The 18296-nt window shown below is 61.0% G+C and carries 13 protein-coding genes and 1 pseudogene; 6 read left to right on the forward strand and 8 right to left on the reverse strand.

The window, feature by feature from the left end; genetic code table 11:
- Positions 1-18 precede the first annotated feature (18 nt).
- A complete protein-coding gene (locus VUN82_10750; GenBank protein ID XAS74262.1) occupies positions 19-510 on the forward strand; it encodes a hypothetical protein in 492 nt (163 codons plus the stop codon).
- 97 nt (positions 511-607) lie between these two features.
- Here VUN82_10750 and VUN82_10755 read toward each other — a convergent pair whose 3' ends face one another.
- From VUN82_10755 to VUN82_10765, 3 genes are all read right to left on the reverse strand, one after another.
- Complete coding sequence (locus VUN82_10755; protein ID XAS74263.1) at positions 608-1402, reverse strand: IclR family transcriptional regulator C-terminal domain-containing protein; 795 nt, start codon at positions 1400-1402, stop codon at positions 608-610.
- A 120-nt stretch (positions 1403-1522) separates the two neighbouring features.
- Positions 1523-3019, reverse strand: a complete 1497-nt coding sequence (locus tag VUN82_10760; GenBank protein XAS74264.1) for an aldehyde dehydrogenase family protein — start codon at positions 3017-3019, stop codon at positions 1523-1525.
- 33 nt (positions 3020-3052) lie between these two features.
- Entirely contained in the window at positions 3053-4081 is a 1029-nt protein-coding gene (locus VUN82_10765; GenBank protein XAS74265.1) for a zinc-binding dehydrogenase, read from the reverse strand.
- Positions 4082-4446: 365 nt separating this feature from the next.
- Here VUN82_10765 and VUN82_10770 point away from each other — a divergent pair, with 365 nt between their 5' ends.
- Positions 4447-5841 (forward strand): MmgE/PrpD family protein, encoded by a 1395-nt coding sequence (locus VUN82_10770; protein XAS74266.1) that lies wholly within the window; start codon positions 4447-4449, stop codon positions 5839-5841.
- Between the two features lie 75 nt (positions 5842-5916).
- Here VUN82_10770 and VUN82_10775 read toward each other — a convergent pair whose 3' ends face one another.
- The 3 genes from VUN82_10775 to VUN82_10785 all read right to left on the reverse strand — a co-directional run bounded on the left by VUN82_10775 (position 5917) and on the right by VUN82_10785 (position 10209).
- Positions 5917-7200, reverse strand: a complete 1284-nt coding sequence (locus VUN82_10775) for a substrate-binding domain-containing protein (GenBank protein ID XAS74267.1) — start codon at positions 7198-7200, stop codon at positions 5917-5919.
- A 185-nt stretch (positions 7201-7385) separates the two neighbouring features.
- Positions 7386-8669, reverse strand: coding sequence for a substrate-binding domain-containing protein (locus VUN82_10780; GenBank protein XAS74268.1), 1284 nt, complete (start codon positions 8667-8669; stop codon positions 7386-7388).
- Between the two features lie 253 nt (positions 8670-8922).
- Positions 8923-10209 (reverse strand): substrate-binding domain-containing protein, encoded by a 1287-nt coding sequence (locus tag VUN82_10785; GenBank protein ID XAS74269.1) that lies wholly within the window; start codon positions 10207-10209, stop codon positions 8923-8925.
- A 557-nt stretch (positions 10210-10766) separates the two neighbouring features.
- Between VUN82_10785 and VUN82_10790 the strand changes: the two genes are divergently transcribed.
- The 4 genes from VUN82_10790 to VUN82_10805 all read left to right on the forward strand — a co-directional run bounded on the left by VUN82_10790 (position 10767) and on the right by VUN82_10805 (position 15697).
- Positions 10767-11825, forward strand: a complete 1059-nt coding sequence (locus VUN82_10790; protein XAS74270.1) for an ABC transporter permease — start codon at positions 10767-10769, stop codon at positions 11823-11825.
- A gap of 50 nt (positions 11826-11875) precedes the next feature.
- Positions 11876-14404, forward strand: coding sequence for an ATP-binding cassette domain-containing protein (locus tag VUN82_10795; protein XAS74271.1), 2529 nt, complete (start codon positions 11876-11878; stop codon positions 14402-14404).
- Between the two features lie 73 nt (positions 14405-14477).
- Entirely contained in the window at positions 14478-14885 is a 408-nt protein-coding gene (locus tag VUN82_10800) for a nuclear transport factor 2 family protein (GenBank protein XAS74272.1), read from the forward strand.
- A gap of 377 nt (positions 14886-15262) precedes the next feature.
- The gene (locus tag VUN82_10805) at positions 15263-15697 is read left to right on the forward strand and encodes a hypothetical protein (GenBank protein ID XAS74273.1); all 435 of its coding nucleotides are present in this window, start codon (positions 15263-15265) and stop codon (positions 15695-15697) included.
- Positions 15698-15916: 219 nt separating this feature from the next.
- Here the strand turns inward: VUN82_10805 and VUN82_10810 are convergent.
- Together VUN82_10810 and VUN82_10815 are read right to left on the reverse strand one after the other, a co-directional pair.
- Positions 15917-16466: pseudogene (locus VUN82_10810) on the reverse strand (IS3 family transposase).
- Between the two features lie 308 nt (positions 16467-16774).
- Positions 16775-18295: an aldehyde dehydrogenase family protein gene (locus tag VUN82_10815; protein XAS74274.1), complete on the reverse strand. Its 1521-nt coding sequence runs from the start codon at positions 18293-18295 to the stop codon at positions 16775-16777.
- Between the last annotated feature and the right edge of the window lies 1 nt (position 18296).

The following is an 18296-nucleotide window of genomic DNA, read 5'->3' on the forward strand; positions in this document are numbered from 1 at the left end:
AACAGAGAGGAAGATCTTATGCAACGCGAGAGTTCTGACCTGCCTTTGGCCCGTCGAGTAATCGTGGGCCTCAATGACAGTTCAGCATCCACGGTCATCGCGGACGATCGAAACCTGCCCTCTACCCGTCTCCCCAACGGAATCGTGCTGCAGGAGTTGTGGCAACAGCGGACTATCCCCGCTGAGCCCGACGATCGACCGGAGCCCGAGTGGACCTTGGGGCCGGCTGCACCGATGCAAGGAGCCGTCGTTCGGATCCTTACCGTACCGGCGGCGAAAGGCGGCGAGCCGGCAAGGCCGGACCTGCATACCGACCCCTCCCTGCACGTGATCACGATGCTCGACGGTGAACTGGACTTCGTACTTCAGGATGGCGATGTGACGCTGGGCTTCGGGGACTCGATCGTTTTGCGGGGCACTATGCATGACCTACGAAACCTGCAGCCGCGACCGGCAACGTTCGTCTACACGTCCTTTCCCCTTGTTGAGGGTGGATTGAAGGACCACTGAGGTACACGTCTCTCGCCCGCAAACAGTGATAGCGCCCCCCAAAACCGACTGGTGCCATGGGGGGCGTTGTGTTGAGACTGGCACTCTTTATGCGTGGCTATCTTGAGGTGGCCTGCGGCGATGGATGGGCCCTGGCCACTGGCGGACCTTCTGGCTCGTGAAGGGTGCTGTTTTCCAGGAGGCGTTTGGATATGGTCGTTGCAGCCTGTTTTACGGCGAGCACTGCGTGCTGGACGTCGACATCGCGCCGCTCGTTTTCATTCCACGCGACTCCCACACTGCCCAGGGCTGTTTTCTGGCCGGTGAGGATGGGTGCTGCAACTCCGTAGACGCCGGGGTTGAACTCTCCTTTGGTCAGGAGGTAGCCGTCTTTCTTGATCCCGCCCAAGGTCTTGCGGAAGACGCTCCATGTACCACCCAGTCCGGCGTCATCTATTTCGGTGCTGTGCCTGGTGTAGATGGTTTTCAGGCGGTGGTGGGGGAGATGGGCCAGGATGACCTTCGACCCGGCTCCTTGGAACAAAGGGCGCCGCTGCCCGCGGTTGAAGCGGTTGGCGGGACTCAATGGGGCGCGGTACTCTCCGATACACAGGACCGAGTCACGGAACGCCGTTAGCAGAAGAGCGGAGTGCCCGATCTTGTCCACCAGGTCCTCGAGCACGCCTTGACTGGCCAGGAGAAGTGGGTCGGTCCGGCGAATCTGCAGGTCCATCTCGACGATCCGCGGGCCCAGGCTGTAATAGCCGTTGCGCACGGCGGTGAGCAGGCCAGCGTCATGCAGGATTTTGATATATCGGTATCCTGTAGAGCGCGAGGTCTCCAGAGCCTCGATGAGGGCAGCTGCGGACCAGACTGGCCTGGTGTCGGTAAAGAGCTCTAAAACGTTGAGCATCCTCGCCAGACTGCCAGTGGAGTCCTGACTATCTGTCACCTCATCGGTACTGGTCGGCAAAGCGCTTTCTGCCATGACTGCGTCCGATCCCTCTCTTTGTGGTTGCCCGGCTTCGCATGGTTAGAGTTGCATGTAGACGCTTTTGGTGTAGAGGTAGTTGTCCATGTGTGCGGCGGTGCCTTTGTAGCCGTAGCCGCTCATCTTGGTGCCGCTGAATCCGACCAGGGGGTCGATGTAGCCGTAGCAGTTCACCCACATGGTGCCGGTGTGGACGCCGTGGACCACCTGAAGGGCGGTGGAGAGGTTTTGTGACCATACTGCTCCGCCGAGGCCGAAATCGCTGTCGTTGGCGATGGTGATGGCTTCGTCGATGTCGTCGAAGGACAGGATCGAAAGGACCGGGCCGAAGATCTCTTCGCGGGCGATGCGCATCTGGTTGGTCACGGCACCGAAGACGGTGGGTTGGACGTAGTATCCGTTGCCGAGTTCGTCCCCGAGCCGTTGGCCGCCGTGAAGCAGTTCGGCCCCTTCGTTCTTGCCGATGTCGATGTAGGACAGGACAGTGTCCAACTGCTGTTGGGAGATGACCGGGCCCATGGTGGCCGCGTCGTCCAGGGCCTGCCCGACCCGCTGGGTTTGCATGAAGGCCAGCAGCCGCCGGGTGAACTCGTCAACGATGGACCGCTGAACCAGCACCCGCGTGCCCGCATAGCAAACCTGGCCGGAGTTGGCGAAAACGCCCATTGCGGCGCCGGGAACGGCCTTGTCCAGGTCCGCGTCCGCGCACACAATGTCCGCGGACTTGCCGCCCAGTTCCAGCTGCAGCTTTTTGATATTCGTCGTGGACGCCTCGATGATGCGCCGGCCGGTTTCAGTCGAGCCGGTGAAAGCGATGCGGTCCACGTCGGGGTGGGCCGCCAGCGCGTTGCCGGCATCGCTGCCCAACCCCGTGACGACATTGATGACGCCTGCGGGCACGCCGGCTTCGTGGAGAATCTCGGCAACCCGCAAAACTGACAGAAAGGCCTCCTCCGACGGCTTGAGCACCGTGGTGCAGCCGCTGGCCAGAACGGCCCCGATGATCCAGAACTGACCGCCGAGGGGGCCGTTCCAGGGGATGATGCCGCCGATGACACCGACCGGGGCCTTCAGTGTCATGGTCGCGACGTTGCCGGGGATGCCGTTCATCAGTGTCTCGCCTGAGATGTTGGTAGCCTGTCCGGCGAAGAATGCCAGCATCTTCATCAGGGCGGGCTTGGAGTTGCGCAGCCTTGAGATCGGGGCGCCCATGTCCAGCGCTTCGATCTGGATCAGTTCCTCGAATCTTTCGTCAAGGACCTGGGCGATGCGGGTCAGCAATCCCTGGCGCTCGTACGGTGTCCAGGTGCTCCACGGACCCTTGAATGCCTTTCGTGCAGCGAGGACGGCACGGTCGACGTCGGCCTCACCGCCGGAAGCAAACCGCGCCAGAAACTCTCCGGTGGACGGATTCGTCGTGGTCAGTGTCTTTCCCGACGCCGCAGGGACCCGCTGTCCATCGATAAAGAGGTGGTGCACATCGCGGGACAGGAAATCCTGCGCCTGCTCGCTCAAAGCGAACTTCTGCTCGGTGGTCATGATTTTCCTCTCAGATGACCCTTTGACATTCCGTCAATCAAAAATGAAGACGCCTTTGCCGATCTTGCGTTGATCGAACAGCTCGTACGCCTGCTCTGCTTCGGCCAGCCGGAATTCGTTGGTGAACAGCGATTCAACGTCCAGGCCGCGTTCGGCGATGAACTGGGCGCAGTCTTCCTGCTGGTTCTTGCTGAAGGTGAGTGACCCGAGGACGGTTTTATGCAAATGGATGAGTTCTTCACTGTCCACATCGATTTTGCCGAAGACGCCGACCATGCATGCGGTGCCCCAGGGCCGGACTGCCTGTATCGCTTGCCGGCGTACGGCTGGAATAGCGCTGCATTCGATGGATTTGTCAGCGCCTTCGCCGCGTCGGGTCAGCTCGCGAATAACGGCAACGGGGTCCTGCTCCCGGGAGTTGACAAGGTAATCGGCGCCAAGTTGTTTGGCCATGTCCAACCGTGAAGGCTCGACGTCGATAGCAATGACCCTGGCGCCGAATGCCTTCGCCAACATCGTGACGCTCAGCCCAACCGGTCCTTGACCAAAGACCGCTACCGTTTCGTCGGCGGAAAGCTCGACCCTTTTGATGGCTGCGAACGCCGTTCCGGTGCCACACGAGATGGCCGCGCCGGTCTTGAACGAGAGGGAGTCGGGCAATTTGATGAGTGTGTGCGCGGGAACCTTCATGAAGTCCGCATGCCCGCCGTCGCCGTTCAGGCCGCCGTAAACGATGCGCGCGTTCGGGCAGTACTGCGTCCAACCGGACCGGCAATACTGGCAGGTGCGGCACCCGTCGTAGTGATGGACCATAACGCGGTCCCCGACTTTGGCTTCGGTGGGCCGTACAGCGTCGCCGACAAGCTCGACAATCCCACAGGGCTCATGCCCTTCAATCACCAGTTCAGCTCCCGTACGCTGCGGACCGTGGAGGTGATGAAGATCGCTCCCACACATACCAGAGGCCTTCATACGGATGACCACTTCATCAGGTCCGGGTACCGGATCCGGATAGTCGCGGATCTCAAGCCTGCCCTCGCCCTCGAAAACAACAGCTTTCATGATTACTTCTCCTGCCGCGCTTGTATTTCGCACGGGGCGCTACCGGTTGTGGCCAAGGGAGGGGGAGCGACAGGCAGCAATACCTGCTCCGGCATGACCAATGAAATACGGTTGGGTTTGGCTGGGCCGGTGCACGTTTTGCACTGGTTCGATCGACATTGTTCAGTCATGCGTCTTACTACCTTCGGCTAAGTGTTCGTTGGGGCGCGCGCGAACATGTGGGCAATCTCGTAGCTTTGGCATTGATGCGCGTAATCCCCGCTGCTGTTGATGATATCCTGCATTATGGGACTTGGTCAATATCCGGCCATTGCTCCTGTTTTTACGTTGGGCGTTTTCATGATGACCAAGACGAAAGGTGTCTCATGCCTGAGCTTTCCAGTGATTTGGTTGAACATTTCGCTAACTTTGTTGTTGAGACGAGCTACGCCAATACGCCTCCGGAGGCTGTTGAGGCGGCAAAGAAGAGCATCCTGGACACGTTCGGGGTCATCCTTGCCGCGAGCGGAACGGAACCGGCCGTTCGCGGACTAGTGGAGATCGTCAACGAAAGCGCTGGCCGGCCCGAATCGTCAATACTCGCTTTCGGGGGTAAAGCTCCCGCAATCATGGCTGCGTTCGCTAACGGCGCCATGGCGCACTGCCTGGACTACGACGATCAAACCCCTTGGGGTCAGCATTCGTCCAGTTCCATCATCCCGGCGGCATTCGCCGTTGCGGAACGCCTCGGGGGTGCAACAGGCGAGGACATGATCGCCGCGGTCGCCGCCGGGCAGGACATCTTCGCCCGCCTGCGCTGCAACGTTGGATGGAAAAAGGACTGGAACCTTTCGCCCGTGATAGGAGTGTTCGCCGCTGTTGCTGCCGCCGGCCACCTGCTGCATTTGTCGCGGGAAGAGATGATCAATGCCTTCGGCATCGCTACCATGCAGTCGGCCGGGCTTATGGAACTTGTCGCCGGGACTGGCGGGAATGTCCGCGGAATGTATGCCGGGTTCTCGGCTAAAGGTGCCGTTCTCGCTGTACTGCTCGCCCAGAAAGGCGTGACCGGAGTCCCGACCGTCTTCGAGGGTCAATATGGATTCTTCAACACCTACTTCGACGGCCGATACGACCGCGAAGCCATCCTCGAAGGCCTCGGGAAAGACTTCAAAGGCAGCGGAACCCTGTATAAGCTCTGGCCGACCGTGGGCACAGCCCATAGCCACATCCACGCCACGATTGAGCTGTTGAACGAGAACAACCTTCAACTGGACGACGTAAGGGAAATCCGTCTCCACGTCGGGGATTATCACTATCTGATGTGTCGGCCGCTGGAGGAGAGGCGCGCCCCGGCAACGCTGGTGGACGCCAAGTTCAGTCTTCCCTTCCTGGTGGCTGTAGCGGCCGTTCATCGGGGTGTGAAGGTGTCACATTTCACCGAGGAAGCGCTGAAGGATCCCAGAGTCCTGGCCGTCGCCCAGAAGATAGTTCCCGTGGGCGACGCAAGCCTTGACTGGAAGCTCGAGCTGCCCCCAGGACGCGTAGAGCTCGAAATGACAGACGGCAGGACATTCAACATGGTGGGAACCGGTGTCCCGGGCAACCCGGAAGCCCCGTTGGACTGGAAGGCCATAGGACAAAAGTTCCGGGACTGTGCGAATGCCTCAGCCACGCGCCCGGCATACGATCAGATTGCCGCTGCAGAACGCATCGCACAAAACCTTGAAACTATTCCCGATGCCGTGGAATTGGTAAGGGCGTTGGCTCCCCGGAGCTGAACCTTTCGTCACGTCAAAAGTGCAGCACCCCGGATCCCATGGAACCGGGGTGCTGCCTTTTGAGACCGAACCTGCTTACGGTGCTGCCAGCGCGATGTTCATATTCTCAGGCGTGAGCAGGCTGGAAACGGGGACGCTGGAGGGGATCTCCGGGCTGTTGGTGTCAAGGACCAGGTCGCTTGAAACGGTTGGAACCCGCACAGGAACCTGGGCGGGTACCTCCCGGCCTTCCTTAATCTTGATCCCGGCAGTGACGCCAAACCGGCCGAACCAGACGTGGCTGCTCGCGAGCCAGGACTTGGGCGTGATTCCAGCGTCCTTCGCCTGCTTGACCATGGTGAGCCACGAGTAGTTCATCACGTCGCTCAGAAAGGCCGGCGGTGTCTTGCGATCGTCGATGTAGGGCTTCAGGAAGTCGTCGGTGGTGTAGTCGTAGATGACTGCCGCGGGCTCCTGTCCCGAGGCCAGAAGGGCGTTCGCAGCCTGCGCCGCGCCTTGCGCTGTCCACTGGGTGAAGCCCTCCGTGGTCTGGGTCCAGCCTGCACCGTCGAGGACCTTTTTCAGGCAGGGCTGCCATTCTGCGGCGTTGCTGTTGCCGGGGATGCCGGTGTAGAGCGCGTAGGACTTGCCGTTCCCCAATTCCTTCACCAGGGCCTGGGCGCCCTCGGTGTAGAGCTCGCAAAGGGCCAGTGGGACCTGGGCTGACACGGACGATGCTGCGTCACCTGGGAGCGGGGTGTTCACTGTAACAACGGTGATCCCTGCCTGCTTGGCCTGCTGCAGCGCGGACGCGATGGCTCCACCAAAGACCGGGTCGGTCACGATGATGTCGACCTTCTGGGCGATAAGGCTGCGCAGGTTCGCCAGTACCGCGGCGACGTCGCCGTTGGCGTTGTTATAGACGATCTTCTTGACCTGCGGATAGGCCAACGCCTGAGCCGTGGCTTCGCCGCGGAAAATGTTGCCCCACGCGTTGCTGCTTTGCATCGCCAGGGCAACAGTCAGCGTACCGTGTCCGGTGTCGCAGGAACCCTGTTGCAGGCAGGTTTTGAATAGTGCATTTTGCTCGGGTGTGAGTGGCTTTGAGGCAGCTGCCATGGCGTCTGCCGCAACCGGGTCCAGATCGGAAACGGGGATGTCGGTCAGGAAGGTCTTCTTGATCGTGGCCGCGAGGGCCTGCTGGTCGACGCTTTGGGCGGTGATGTCATCGCCGGAAGCGGTCGCAGGCGCGCTGGAACCGCCGGAGGACCCCGTCGTAGAGCAGGCTGCCAACGACGCTGCCAGCAGGAACGCTGACAGCAGTTGAGCAACCGATCGGTTCTTGTGTGGCCCTGAGCGGGCCGGGGATGTCACGTTCATTTAGTGTAACTCCTCAGTGGATGGGTAGCGGCGCACATGGATTTGCCTTTGATGTGGGCGCCGATGACAGGCTGTGACAAACGGGCAAGCCCTGGCGACACGCAAGAGATGCGTGGTGAAAGCTGCTTGCCAAGGCCCGCGGGTCCCGGAGAGTGGAACCCGCGGCTTTGTGAGGCCGAATCTGCTTATGGTGCTGCCAGTGCGAGGTTCATCTGCTCGGGCGTGAGCAGGCTGGAAGCGGGAACACGGGAAGGGATTTCAGGGCTGTTGATGTCCATAACCGAATCGGTTGTGACAACCGGTACCCGAACGGGCACCTCAGCGGGAACCTGCTGGCCTTCCCTGATCTTGATTCCGGCCGTGACGCCGAAGCGGGGGAACCAGACGTGGCTGCTTGCCAGCCAGGACTTCGGGCTGATACCGGCATCCTTCGCCTGCTGAACCGCCGTGAACCATGAGTGGGTCATCACGTCGCTAAGGAAGGCCGGGGGTGTCTTGCGATCGGCAATATAGGGCTTCAGGAAGTCATCGGTCGTGTCGTCATAGATGATGGCGTCAGGCTGCTGACCCGATGCGAGAAGGGCGTTGGCAGCCTGCGCTGCGCCTTGCGCTGTCCACTGGGTGAAGCCCTCCGTGATCTGGGTCCAGCCGGCCCCTTCGAGGACCTTCTTTGCGCACGGCTGCCATGCTGCGGCGTTGCTGTTGCCGGGGATGCCGGTGTACAGCGCGTAGGTCTTGTTGTTGCCAAGCTGTTTCACCAACGTCTGGGCGCCCTCGGTATACAGGTCGCACAGCGCCAGCGGGATCTGTGCAGACACCGAGGACGTAACATCCCCGGGGAGCGGGGTGTTATATGTGACGACTGTCACTCCCGCCTGCTTGGCCTGCTGCAGCGCGGACGCGATGGCTCCACCGAAGACCGGGTCGGTCACGATGATGTCCACCTTCTGGGCCACCAGGCTTCGCAGGTTCGCCAGCACCGCCGCGACATCGCCGTTGGCGTTGTTGTAGACGATTTTCTTCACCTGCGGGTACGCGAGTGCCTGGGCTGTGGCTTCGCCGCGCATGATGCTGGCGAAGGAGTTGCTGTTCTCTAGTGCGATGGCAACGGTCAGGGAGCCGCGACCGGTGTCGCAGGAGCTCTGTTGCAGGCAGGTTTTGAACAGTGCATTTTGCTCGGGTGTGAGTGGCTTTGAGGCAGCTGCCATGGTGTCGGCCACTACCGGGTCCAGATCGGAAACGGGGATGTCGGTCAGGAAGGTCTTCTTGATCGTGGCCGTGAGAGCCTGCTGGTCGACGCTTTGGGCGGTGATGTCATCGCCGGAAGCGGTCGCAGGCGCGTTTGAACCGCCGGATGACCCGGTCGTGGAGCAGGCTGCCAACGACGCTGCCAGCAGGAACGCTGACAGCAGTTGAAGGCCCGGTCTGTTCTTGTGCGGCCTTGGGCGGGATGGAAATGTCTTTTTCATCGATGTATCTCCTCAGTGGATGGATGGGGGCGCCCACAGTTCTCCTTCGATGGGGTGCCCGGGGACAATTTGTGATATGCAGGCAGGCTTCGGAAAAGCCTGGGCAGGCAGTGATAGCGCGTTTGGGGCATTCCGCGTGGTGCGGTCTCAGCGGCGTGAATCCTCGGCTGCGGAGGAAGCGCAGAGTGATGATCCCCAAAGCCGCGGGTTCCGGATTGGATGGGGCCCGCGGCTTATGTGAGGAAGACGATGCTTAGGGAGCTGCCAGCGCGAGGTTCATTTGCTCGGGTGTGAGCAGGCTCGATACGGGGATACTGGAGGGGATGTCCGCACTGTTGGTGTCGAGCACTGAGTCAGTCGCCACGGAGGGCACACGCACGGGGACCTTGGCTGGGATCTGCTGACCTTCCTTGATCTTGATACCGGCGGTGACTCCGAATCGGCCGAACCAGACATGGCTGCTGGCGAGCCAGGAGGTCACCTTGGTACCGGACTGTTTGGCCTGCTGGACGAGTGAAAGCCAGGAGTGGTTCATGACGTCGCTCAAGAAGACGGGTGGAGTCCTGCCCTCGCTGATGTAGGGCTTCGCGAAATCGTCGGTGGTGTAGTCATAGATGATCGCTGCTGGTTCCTGGCCGGAGGCCAGGAGGGCGTTTGCCGCTTGCGCTGCGCCCTGAGGAGTCCATTGAGTGAAACCCTCGGTGACTTGGGTCCAGCCGGCATCGTCAAGGACCTTCTTTGCGCATGGTTGCCATGCCGAAGCGCTGCTGTTACCTGGGATGCCCGTGTAGAGCGCGTAGGACTTGTTGTTCCCCAATTCCTTCACCAGGGCTTGGGTGCCCTCGGTGTAGAGGTCGCAGAGCGACAGCGGGACCTGGGCGGACACGGAGGAGGCCGCGTCGTCCGGGAGCTCGCTGTTTACCGTGACCACCGTGATTCCTGCCTGCTTGGCCTGCTGAAGCGCGGACGCGATTGCGCCACCGAAAACCGGGTCGGTAACGATGATGTCAACTCTTTGCGCGATCAGACTCCGCAGATTCGCCAGTACGGCCGCGACGTCGCCGTTGGCGTTGTTGTAGACGATCTTCTTGACTTGCGGATAGGCCAGCGCCTGCGCCGTGGCTTCACCGCGGAAGACGCTGACCCAAGGATTTGCGTTCTGCATCGCCAGGGCCACCGTCAGGGACCCGTGGCCGGTGTCGCAGGAGCCCTGCTGGAGGCAGCTTTTGAACAGTTCATTTTGCTCAGGCGTAAATGACCGGGAAGCGGCGGCCATGGCATCTGCCACCACGGGGTTCAGATCGGAAATGGGAATGTCGGTGAGGAAGGTCTTTTTGATTGTGGCCGAGAGTGCCTGCTGGTCCACACTCTGCGCGGTGATGTCATCGCCGGACGCGGCCCCGGTGGTGCCCGAGCCGCCTGACGGGCCCGTCGTCGTCGAGCAGCCGTCCAGCAAGGCCGCCAGCAGAAACACTGCCAGCAGCTGAAGAACCGAGCGGTTCTTATTGGGCCCTGTGCGGGCCCGGGGTGCCATTCTCATCGAAGTAACTCCTCATCGGGATGTTTGGTGGGTGCGCCCATGGCTCTCCTTTGATATGGGCGCCCAAGAATTAGCGAGCTGGGACGGATGGCAAAGCTTTTGAGCCTCCGCTCAAGGTCATGAAGCTTGTAGAGCCGCGCTGCAGTGGCCAGAAGTCGGCTTTATCGCCATCTCCACATGGACAGGAACGGCTTTGTGTTCTTGCTCACGCTTGAAGAATATCTCGTAATGTGGGATAGTGTCAATCAATCGGAATCGGCTCCTACGTGGACGAAGCGGAGGGGCCGGAAGCCGTAATCCCTGGTTTGGCCGGGGGTGGATGACTATTTCAAGGGCAGGAGTGCCTGACCGCCCATCGGCGGGAAAGTCTCCTGCCTTGCGCAGCGCATGAGCAAAACCGCTTGTGACCTACAACACGTTCGCGTTAGGTGGAGGAAAATGCAGCCAATCCGCGCGAACCAATCCTTCGGTCGCTCTGGCCGAAACTTCAGTGAAGCAATGCTGCTTCTGACCCGGAGGTTCAAAGAAGTGTTGAAAACCCTGCGGAGGTATCCGCGATGACTACAGATGTGACACGGAACGGCCCGACCTACATTCCGCCGGCCGCCTCCCAAAACCGGCTGACGGACTTGAAGTACCGATTTCCGGCGCGATATCTGGCCAGCTGGGGCGCACTGCTCCTGCTGCTGCTTTTTGCATTGGTGATTGCCCCCGCCAGCCTGGGTGGGAATTCAGTCCGGGTCGTCAGTGCCCTCGCGGGTGTTCTCGCTTTGGCAGCAATGGGGCAGATGCTTGTCGTGATGTTGGGCGCAATCGATCTTTCGGTCTCTGCCGTGGTTGCTGCCTCGGCCGGAATAGTAGTCCACTACGGTGTGCCGGGAGCAAACCTGTGGCTCGTCATTCCCGCAGCCCTTGTGCTGTCCATGTTTATAGGCATCGTCAACGGCTTCTTTATCTGCGTTCTTCGACTCAACTCGATCATCGTCACACTGGCTACCTACGGAATTGTCACGGGCGGGATGCTTCTGTGGACCGGTGTGTCTTTCTCGCTGACTGGGGAAGCGCCGGAGCAGCTGCAGCAATTTGCGCAGTGGTCCCTCCTGAACATCAACATGTGCTTCATAGCGGCGCTCATTGTCGGTTTGATCCTTGCTGCTGTTCTCTCCTACACCCGTGCGGGGCGCAGGGTCGCCCAGGTCGGATCGAATCCTCGGGCAGCGACCGCCCTCGGCGTGCGGGTTGCCCTGGTACAGATGAGCACATTCGCCGCCGTCGGCCTTCTCTACGGAATCGCCGGTGTGCTGATTGCCGGCTTCATTGGAACGCCGGACATCTCCATCGGCGCACCCTACCAACTCGCGACGGTGACGGCCGTGGCTATCGCCGGGCTCACCTTCAGTGGCGGCCCAACCAGCGTCGCAAGCCTGCTCGTATCCTGCGTCTTCCTGCAGTTGCTGGATCAGGCACTTGTTGTGGCCGGGTTCCCCACGGGCGCGCGAATTATGATTCAGGGCTTCACCCTTGTCGTCGCAGTGGCGGCGATCACCATCAGCCAATACGGCCTCGCCGGAATCCGGCGGATTGCAGCGCTGCAGCTGGGAAGGCCACTGAAATGACGAGTCAACTCACGCCGCCGCCGTCGCGAAGGACCAAAGGAGAACATGTAGTGGAAAAAATCATGGACGTGGGGACTACACAAGCCGGCTCTGTGCCTGCGGAGACTGACTCGAAGGAGCCAGCCGTCGTCCTCGCGGGAGTGTCCAAGTCGTACCCGGGCGTGAAGGCCCTCAGCGACGTCAACTTCGACTGCCGGCCAGGAGAAGTCCATGCACTCGTGGGAGAAAATGGCTCCGGGAAGTCCACGCTTATCAAGATCGCATCGGGCGTCCTTACCCATGACACTGGCGAAGTCACGATCGGAGGCCAAGCACTGGCCGGCGGATCGGTGAAACGCGCCCGCAAACTCGGGCTGATGACTGCGTACCAGGACACCTCATTGGTTGAGGAACTTACCGTCGCCGACAACATCGCGCTATCCTTCAACGCCATCGGCGAGCCGCGTCCGGTGGATCTGGACCGCCTTCTTGCCCGCTATGACCTGCCTTTCAAGCCCACGGACCTCGTCGGCGCGCTGGGCCCAGGCGCACGCCAGCTCCTCGAAGTCGCGAGGGCCATGAGCCACCAGCCACGCGTCCTGATGCTCGATGAACCGACAGCGGCCCTGGACATGCAGTACGCGGCACACCTGGAGGGGCTGATCCGTCAGTCCCGCGACGAGGGAGTCGCCATCGTTTACGTCAGTCACCGGCTCGAAGAGGTCCGCCGCCTCGCCGACAGGCTCACCGTCCTCCGTGACGGAGTGATCCAGGGAACCTGGAGTGGCCGAAACTGGGAAGTGGATGAAATAGTCGAAGTCATGGTCGGCGCGCCAACCGATCTCGAGTTTCCCACGCGGACGCCGTCCAAAGCGCAGGGTGACAGGCTCGAGGTCCGGGATCTGGCCGGGCAGGGGTACGGCCCCGTGTCCATCAGCGTCCGTCCAGGCGAGATCGTCGGCGTCGCAGGAGCAGAAGGCAACGGACAACGCGCCCTCCTGCGAGGCCTCATCGGAGAAAAGCGCACCTCCGGAGAGATCCTCGTCGACGGCAAGCACGTTGGACGGAGCGGTCCATCAGCCGCTTTAGATGCCGGGATCAGTTTCCAAAGCGGAGATCGCGCCGTGGAGTCTGTCTACAGCGAACTGTCCGTTATGGAAAACGCTACTGCGCAGCTGGGTCCTGAAAGCGGCCCATTCGGTCTCGCCTTGCCGGGCCACTTGCGGGCGGCTTTCAGTAAGGTTTCGAAGCAGCTCGGCATCGTGGCAGCATCGCCCTACCAGCCCATCAGCGGCCTATCCGGGGGTAATCAGCAGAAAGCAGTCCTGGCCAGGCCAGCTCTGCGGCCCCCCAAAGTCCTGATAGTCGATGAACCGACTCAAGGTGTCGACGCGCGGGCCCGCATGGACATCTACCGCGTCCTGTCCAGTGCAGCCGAGGAAGGAATGGCCGTACTCGTAAATTCCTCAGACTCTGCTGAACTGGCAGGGCTGTGCGACAGGGTCTACGTTATGTCACGGGGCAAGGTGGTCCAGGAAATCGCCAGTCCGATGACCGAGTCCGCCATCGTCCGTGGCTTTGTCAGTGCAGCTGACGTCGACCAAAGCCACGTCGATCAAGTGCCAAGCGACGCGGGGCTCATGTCCCGACTCATCGCACGCGCCACCTCAAATTTCCCCATAGTTGTTCTGTTGCTGCTGACTGCAATAGTGGCGGGATATGCAGGCAGCCAATCGCCCTTTTTCTGGACCGGGCCCAACCTGGCGAACATGCTGATCATCGCCCTTCCACTAGCCTTCGTCGCCCTCGGACAGCAGTTCACCATGCTTTCGAGAGGCTTCGACCTATCTATCGGGTCAACAATAAGTCTTACCGTAGTCTTGGTCTCCATGACGCTACCGGACTTAAGTACCGCGTCGCTGCTGGCAACGATTCCATTGCTTCTTCTCGTCGCGGCGGCCATCGGCGGTTTCAACGCAGTGCTGATTGGCTGGCTCAAAATCAACGCCGTGGTCGCCACTATCGCCACCATGGGCATTGTCCAGGGAATTGCAATCATCCTGCGCCCAGCCCCGGGTGGTGTCATTGCGCCCGACCTCGGAACAGCAGTCAGCCTCGGAATTGCATTCCTGCCGGCCCCCTTTATCGGCCTGATCGTGCTGACAATCGCACTGGAACTCTGGCTATTCCGCAGCCGTACGGGGCTGGCAGTGCGAGCTGCTGGCTTCAATCCCGAAGCAAGTCGTAGGATCGGGCGGCAAGTCGGCGTCATTCGGGCCGTCGGACTTCTCGTGTGTGCTCTCGGCGCAGTCGTCGGTGGCGTGCTCCTGGCATCCCAGACAGGCATCGGCTCCAACGCCGTCGGAGCTACCTACTCTCTTCCCGCGTTCGCCGCAGTGTTCCTGGGAGGGGCAGTTATGACCGGCGGCAGGGGCTCGTTCGTCGGCGCCCTTCTGGGTGCCGTGTTCCTCTCGCTGCTCGACAATGTCACCCCGCTGCTGAACATCCCAAATGCGACCGAGCAAGTCATTTACGGCATCATCCTGCTCGTTGCAGTGTCGGGTTACACGGTGGCCCAGCGGGTACGAACCCGCAAATGAGGTAGCTATCCATCAGTGCCAACCCATTTGAATCATCTCTCCAACAAACCTGCTGACCAGAAGGAGCCTGATATTGCGTGCAAGACAGGAAATTGTTGACCTGCTGACCGAGTACTACGCCGAAATGGAGACTAACGACTCCGTCCGGTATGGCGAGTACTTCGCGGACGACATAACTTTGACCTTCGCTCCCGCGCCGACGATCACCGGTCGCGATGCGGCGCTCACCGCGATGTCGGGGCTGCTGGGTCGGGTGCAATCCCTGCACCACGATCTGGTCAACGTGTGGGAGGAAGATGAAGGCGCCGTTATCTTCGAATCCCTAGGGGTTTGGCATCTCCATGACGGAAGGAGCGTATCGATCAAGGCATGTTCCGTCTTCAAGGTGGAAGAAGGGAAGTTCACGGATCAGCGAATCTATGTCGACAACTCGCCCCTTTTCGCGCTGCTCGATGAACCAGTAGCGACAACCCAGTCATAGTGACGGACCACTCCGTCACTCCCTGGACGCGGGTAGAACTATGGCACCGGAACCCATGCCTTCCGCTTCACCCTTAGTGGCCGCCTCACCGGCCCTCTGGTTCAGAAGCAGAACGGTCCCTGCGCGCATTTCCCAATACGTCCTGTGCAGGGACCGTTTCGCATTGAGGCATCAGCGGCAAGGACAGATGTTGATGCAATCCTGCAATGTGAGATAATTGAAATTGTTGGCGTGCGCCAATGCAGCACACCAGCAGAGGAGAAGTCAGCTGTCAGCTCTGTTCGAAGGATCGACTTGATTCAGGCCTGCACCTTTCTCCATGGAAGAGACGGACGCCAGACAGGTTATTTGCTTTTACCGGAGGCCAGGAGGAATGCATGGAAGACAACCGTAAGCGCCCACGCTTCAGGGGATACTTTGTCGGGTCAGCCACGGTCATCGGAGCATCCTACGGCCAAGGAACGACTAATTTGGAACTACAGGCTTTCACCGGTGAATACATCGAGTACTCCATTGACGCCGTTCCCGACTCCGCGGGGGCAGCCGAGCTCCCCGGTAAGAATTTTCGTCCCATCTCGGTCAAGATCCAGCACGGTGGAGAGCGCTGCAGTGTGATTGCGCTGACCCCGGCTGGAACTCGACGCACAAGCGTAACTCTGGGCACGGCCCTTGCCCTACACCAGTCCGGAGTCCACACGGTGGTTGAAGGGGGCCTGCAGGCCGAAGTGTCTTGTCCCAGACCGCAACGGTCGGGAAGCTCCACGCGGCGCCTCAAACCCGTCGCCACAAATGCGGTAATGAAGACGCGGTAGTTGCGGCAAGATCCTTCCAGTTAGAGCCACTCTCTCTACCAATTCAAGAACTATTGGAATTCCACAAACGAAACGCGGAGATACGCACGTGGAGTGGGGGAGTGCACATGACCCTGGGGACTGCCCCGGCTGTTGCTGACTGGGGGGCTTAGGCCGTGGTGAGCGCGGTCGGTTGGTTGCTTCATATTCGATGGGCGTGAGTTTGCCCAGCCCTCTTTACTGTCGCTCGCGGTGATAGGACCGCTCGATCCAAGCTGCTACGGCCAGCGAGGACTTTATCCGCGCGTTCATCTAAACCCGACGGTCCTGCCGAAATCCCGCTCGATCAGGTCGCCGTGAACCGGTGGCCCCCGTCTGCCGTTCAGGCCCGCTCCTCTGAGAACGCCGACCAGATACCGTGGTCCCTGTACAAGCGATAGACCCTCTTCTCACCGGCACGATGCCCTTCTCCGGGAGTTCGTCGGCGATGAACCGGTACCCTGTCGCCAGGTCCTGGGCATGAATGTCCCGAGCGGCGGTGACTAAGTGCGCACCGGCCCAGCCCTGTTCCGTCACCGGGCGGGCTCTCCACCGGTAATGAGCCTTGCTTGCTGAATCCCAACACCCTCCGCGGCCGCCGGGCCGACCCCCGATCCCTTACGTTCGGCGGTGGCGATCCAGTGCTTCAACGTCTTGACCGAAAGCTCGAGATCCTTCGCGATCTGCGCCTTACCCTTGCGGGCCGCATCAATTACATCCTGCGGAACTCTGCCCCGTAAGCCGTGGGCATGTCAACATCCTTCCGCGAGCACAAGCTCGCTAGGTGACGGAGTCAGCAAAACCGGGGATTCCCGTAGGTGGACAGTTGGCCTAGTCAATGGCAACAGACGGTGGTGCAGGTGTCCCACCTCGAAGGACGCTGCGTGGCTCGGCATATGCCCGCTTCACAGGCGCTGTTGTCAAACCAACGGCGATGGGCGGCAAAATGGGGACTCACATGGTGTGAGTCCCCATCCTTTCCTGCGCCCAGGCCAGGCTCTAACGATCTTGACCCGATAACTTCAGACGCGCGCCCTTCCGCCGATCGCTTCTACAAGGTCAGTTGTCGGTGTAGGGGAGTTCGCGTTCCGTGCTGAGATCCCAGACGATGGCTTTGCGGCGGGTGTACATGGCGATGGAGTCGAATCCGTTTTCTTTGCCGAAGCCGCTTTGTTTCATGCCTCCGAAGGGGACTGTGGGGTGGAAGGAGCGGTAGGTGTTTACCCAGACGGTTCCGGCTTCGAGGCGTTTGGTGAGGTGTTGGATGGTGCGTGCGTCGTTTCCCCAGACTTGGGCGCTGAGGCCGAATTCGGAGGAATTGGCACGGGTAATGACCTCTTCGATGTCGGTGTAGGACAGTACGCTTGCCATGGGGCCGAAGGCTTCGGTCCGGGCGGCGGGGTTGTCGTCGGTGACTTCGGCCAGGACGGTGGGCTGGTAGAAGGCGCCGTTGGCCAGCTCGCCTTCTTCTGCGGGGTTGCCGCCGGCCAGGGAGACTGCGCCGGCGTCGATCGCGCTTTTGACCAGGGCGTGCACGCGGGCGCGGTGCTGTTGGGTGATGAGCGTGCCCATTTGTGAGGATTCCTTGGTGGGTAGTCCGACGCGGACGGTTTTCGCTTTTTGCCCGAGCCTGTCGCTGACTTCGGCGTACATGGAGGCCGGGACGAAGATCCGGGAGCCGGTCACGCAGCTTTGGCCGCTTTTGGCGAAGTTTGAGTGCAGCAGCGAGGGGATGGCGATGTCCAGGTCGGCGTCCGGCAGCAGGATTGCCGGGCTCTTGCCGCCGAGCTCCAGGAACGTCGGCACGATATTGGTAGCAGACTGGTGGATGATGGCCCGGCCGGAGCCCGGTCCGCCGGTGAAGGCGATCATTCCGGTGTCCGGGTGTTCGGTCAGCAGCGGCCCGACTGTTTCGCCGCGACCGGTGACCATGTTGATGACGCCGGCCGGGAGGCCGGCTTCCAGGGCGAGTTCGACCATTCGGTAGTTCAGCAAGGGGGCGACTTCGGGTGCCTTGATCACGATGCAGTTCCCGGCCACGAGTGCCGGGCCTGCCTTGAGCGCGACGAAGTTCGCGTTTCCGTTATAGGGGCTGACGCCCGCGACGACGCCGAAGGGTTCGTCGAGCCCGTAGGAGAGCCGGTCCGGCAGCTGCGCGAAGGTGCGGCCTTCAATCTTGTCAGCCAGGCCGGCATAGTAACGAAGGACCCGGGCGCTGTTATCGATGTCGGCGAGGGCTTCGCGGCGGAGGTGGCCGACGTCGGCAACTTCGATATCGGCCAGTTCCTCACGGTGCTGAACGATCGCATCGGCCCAAGCCGTGAGCATGCTTGCCCGGACCTCGGGCGCGGTCCGGCGCCACACCTTCTCGAACACCGCCTTCGCTCCGGCCACCACAGCATCAATCTCTGCGGCATTGGCTTCATGGAGCGTGCCAATGACGGCACCCGTAGCAGGGTTAATGATCTCCATCTCATAGCCGTCTGAGGGGACCGCCACTCCCTCCGCCGAGATAAGCCCGATCCGAAAGCGCCTTCCCTCTCGCGTGCCAGCACACTCTTCGAACGTTGTCGTTGTCATC

Source organism: Micrococcaceae bacterium Sec5.1 (genome assembly GCA_039636795.1).
Taxonomy (GTDB): Bacteria; Actinomycetota; Actinomycetes; order Actinomycetales; family Micrococcaceae; genus Arthrobacter.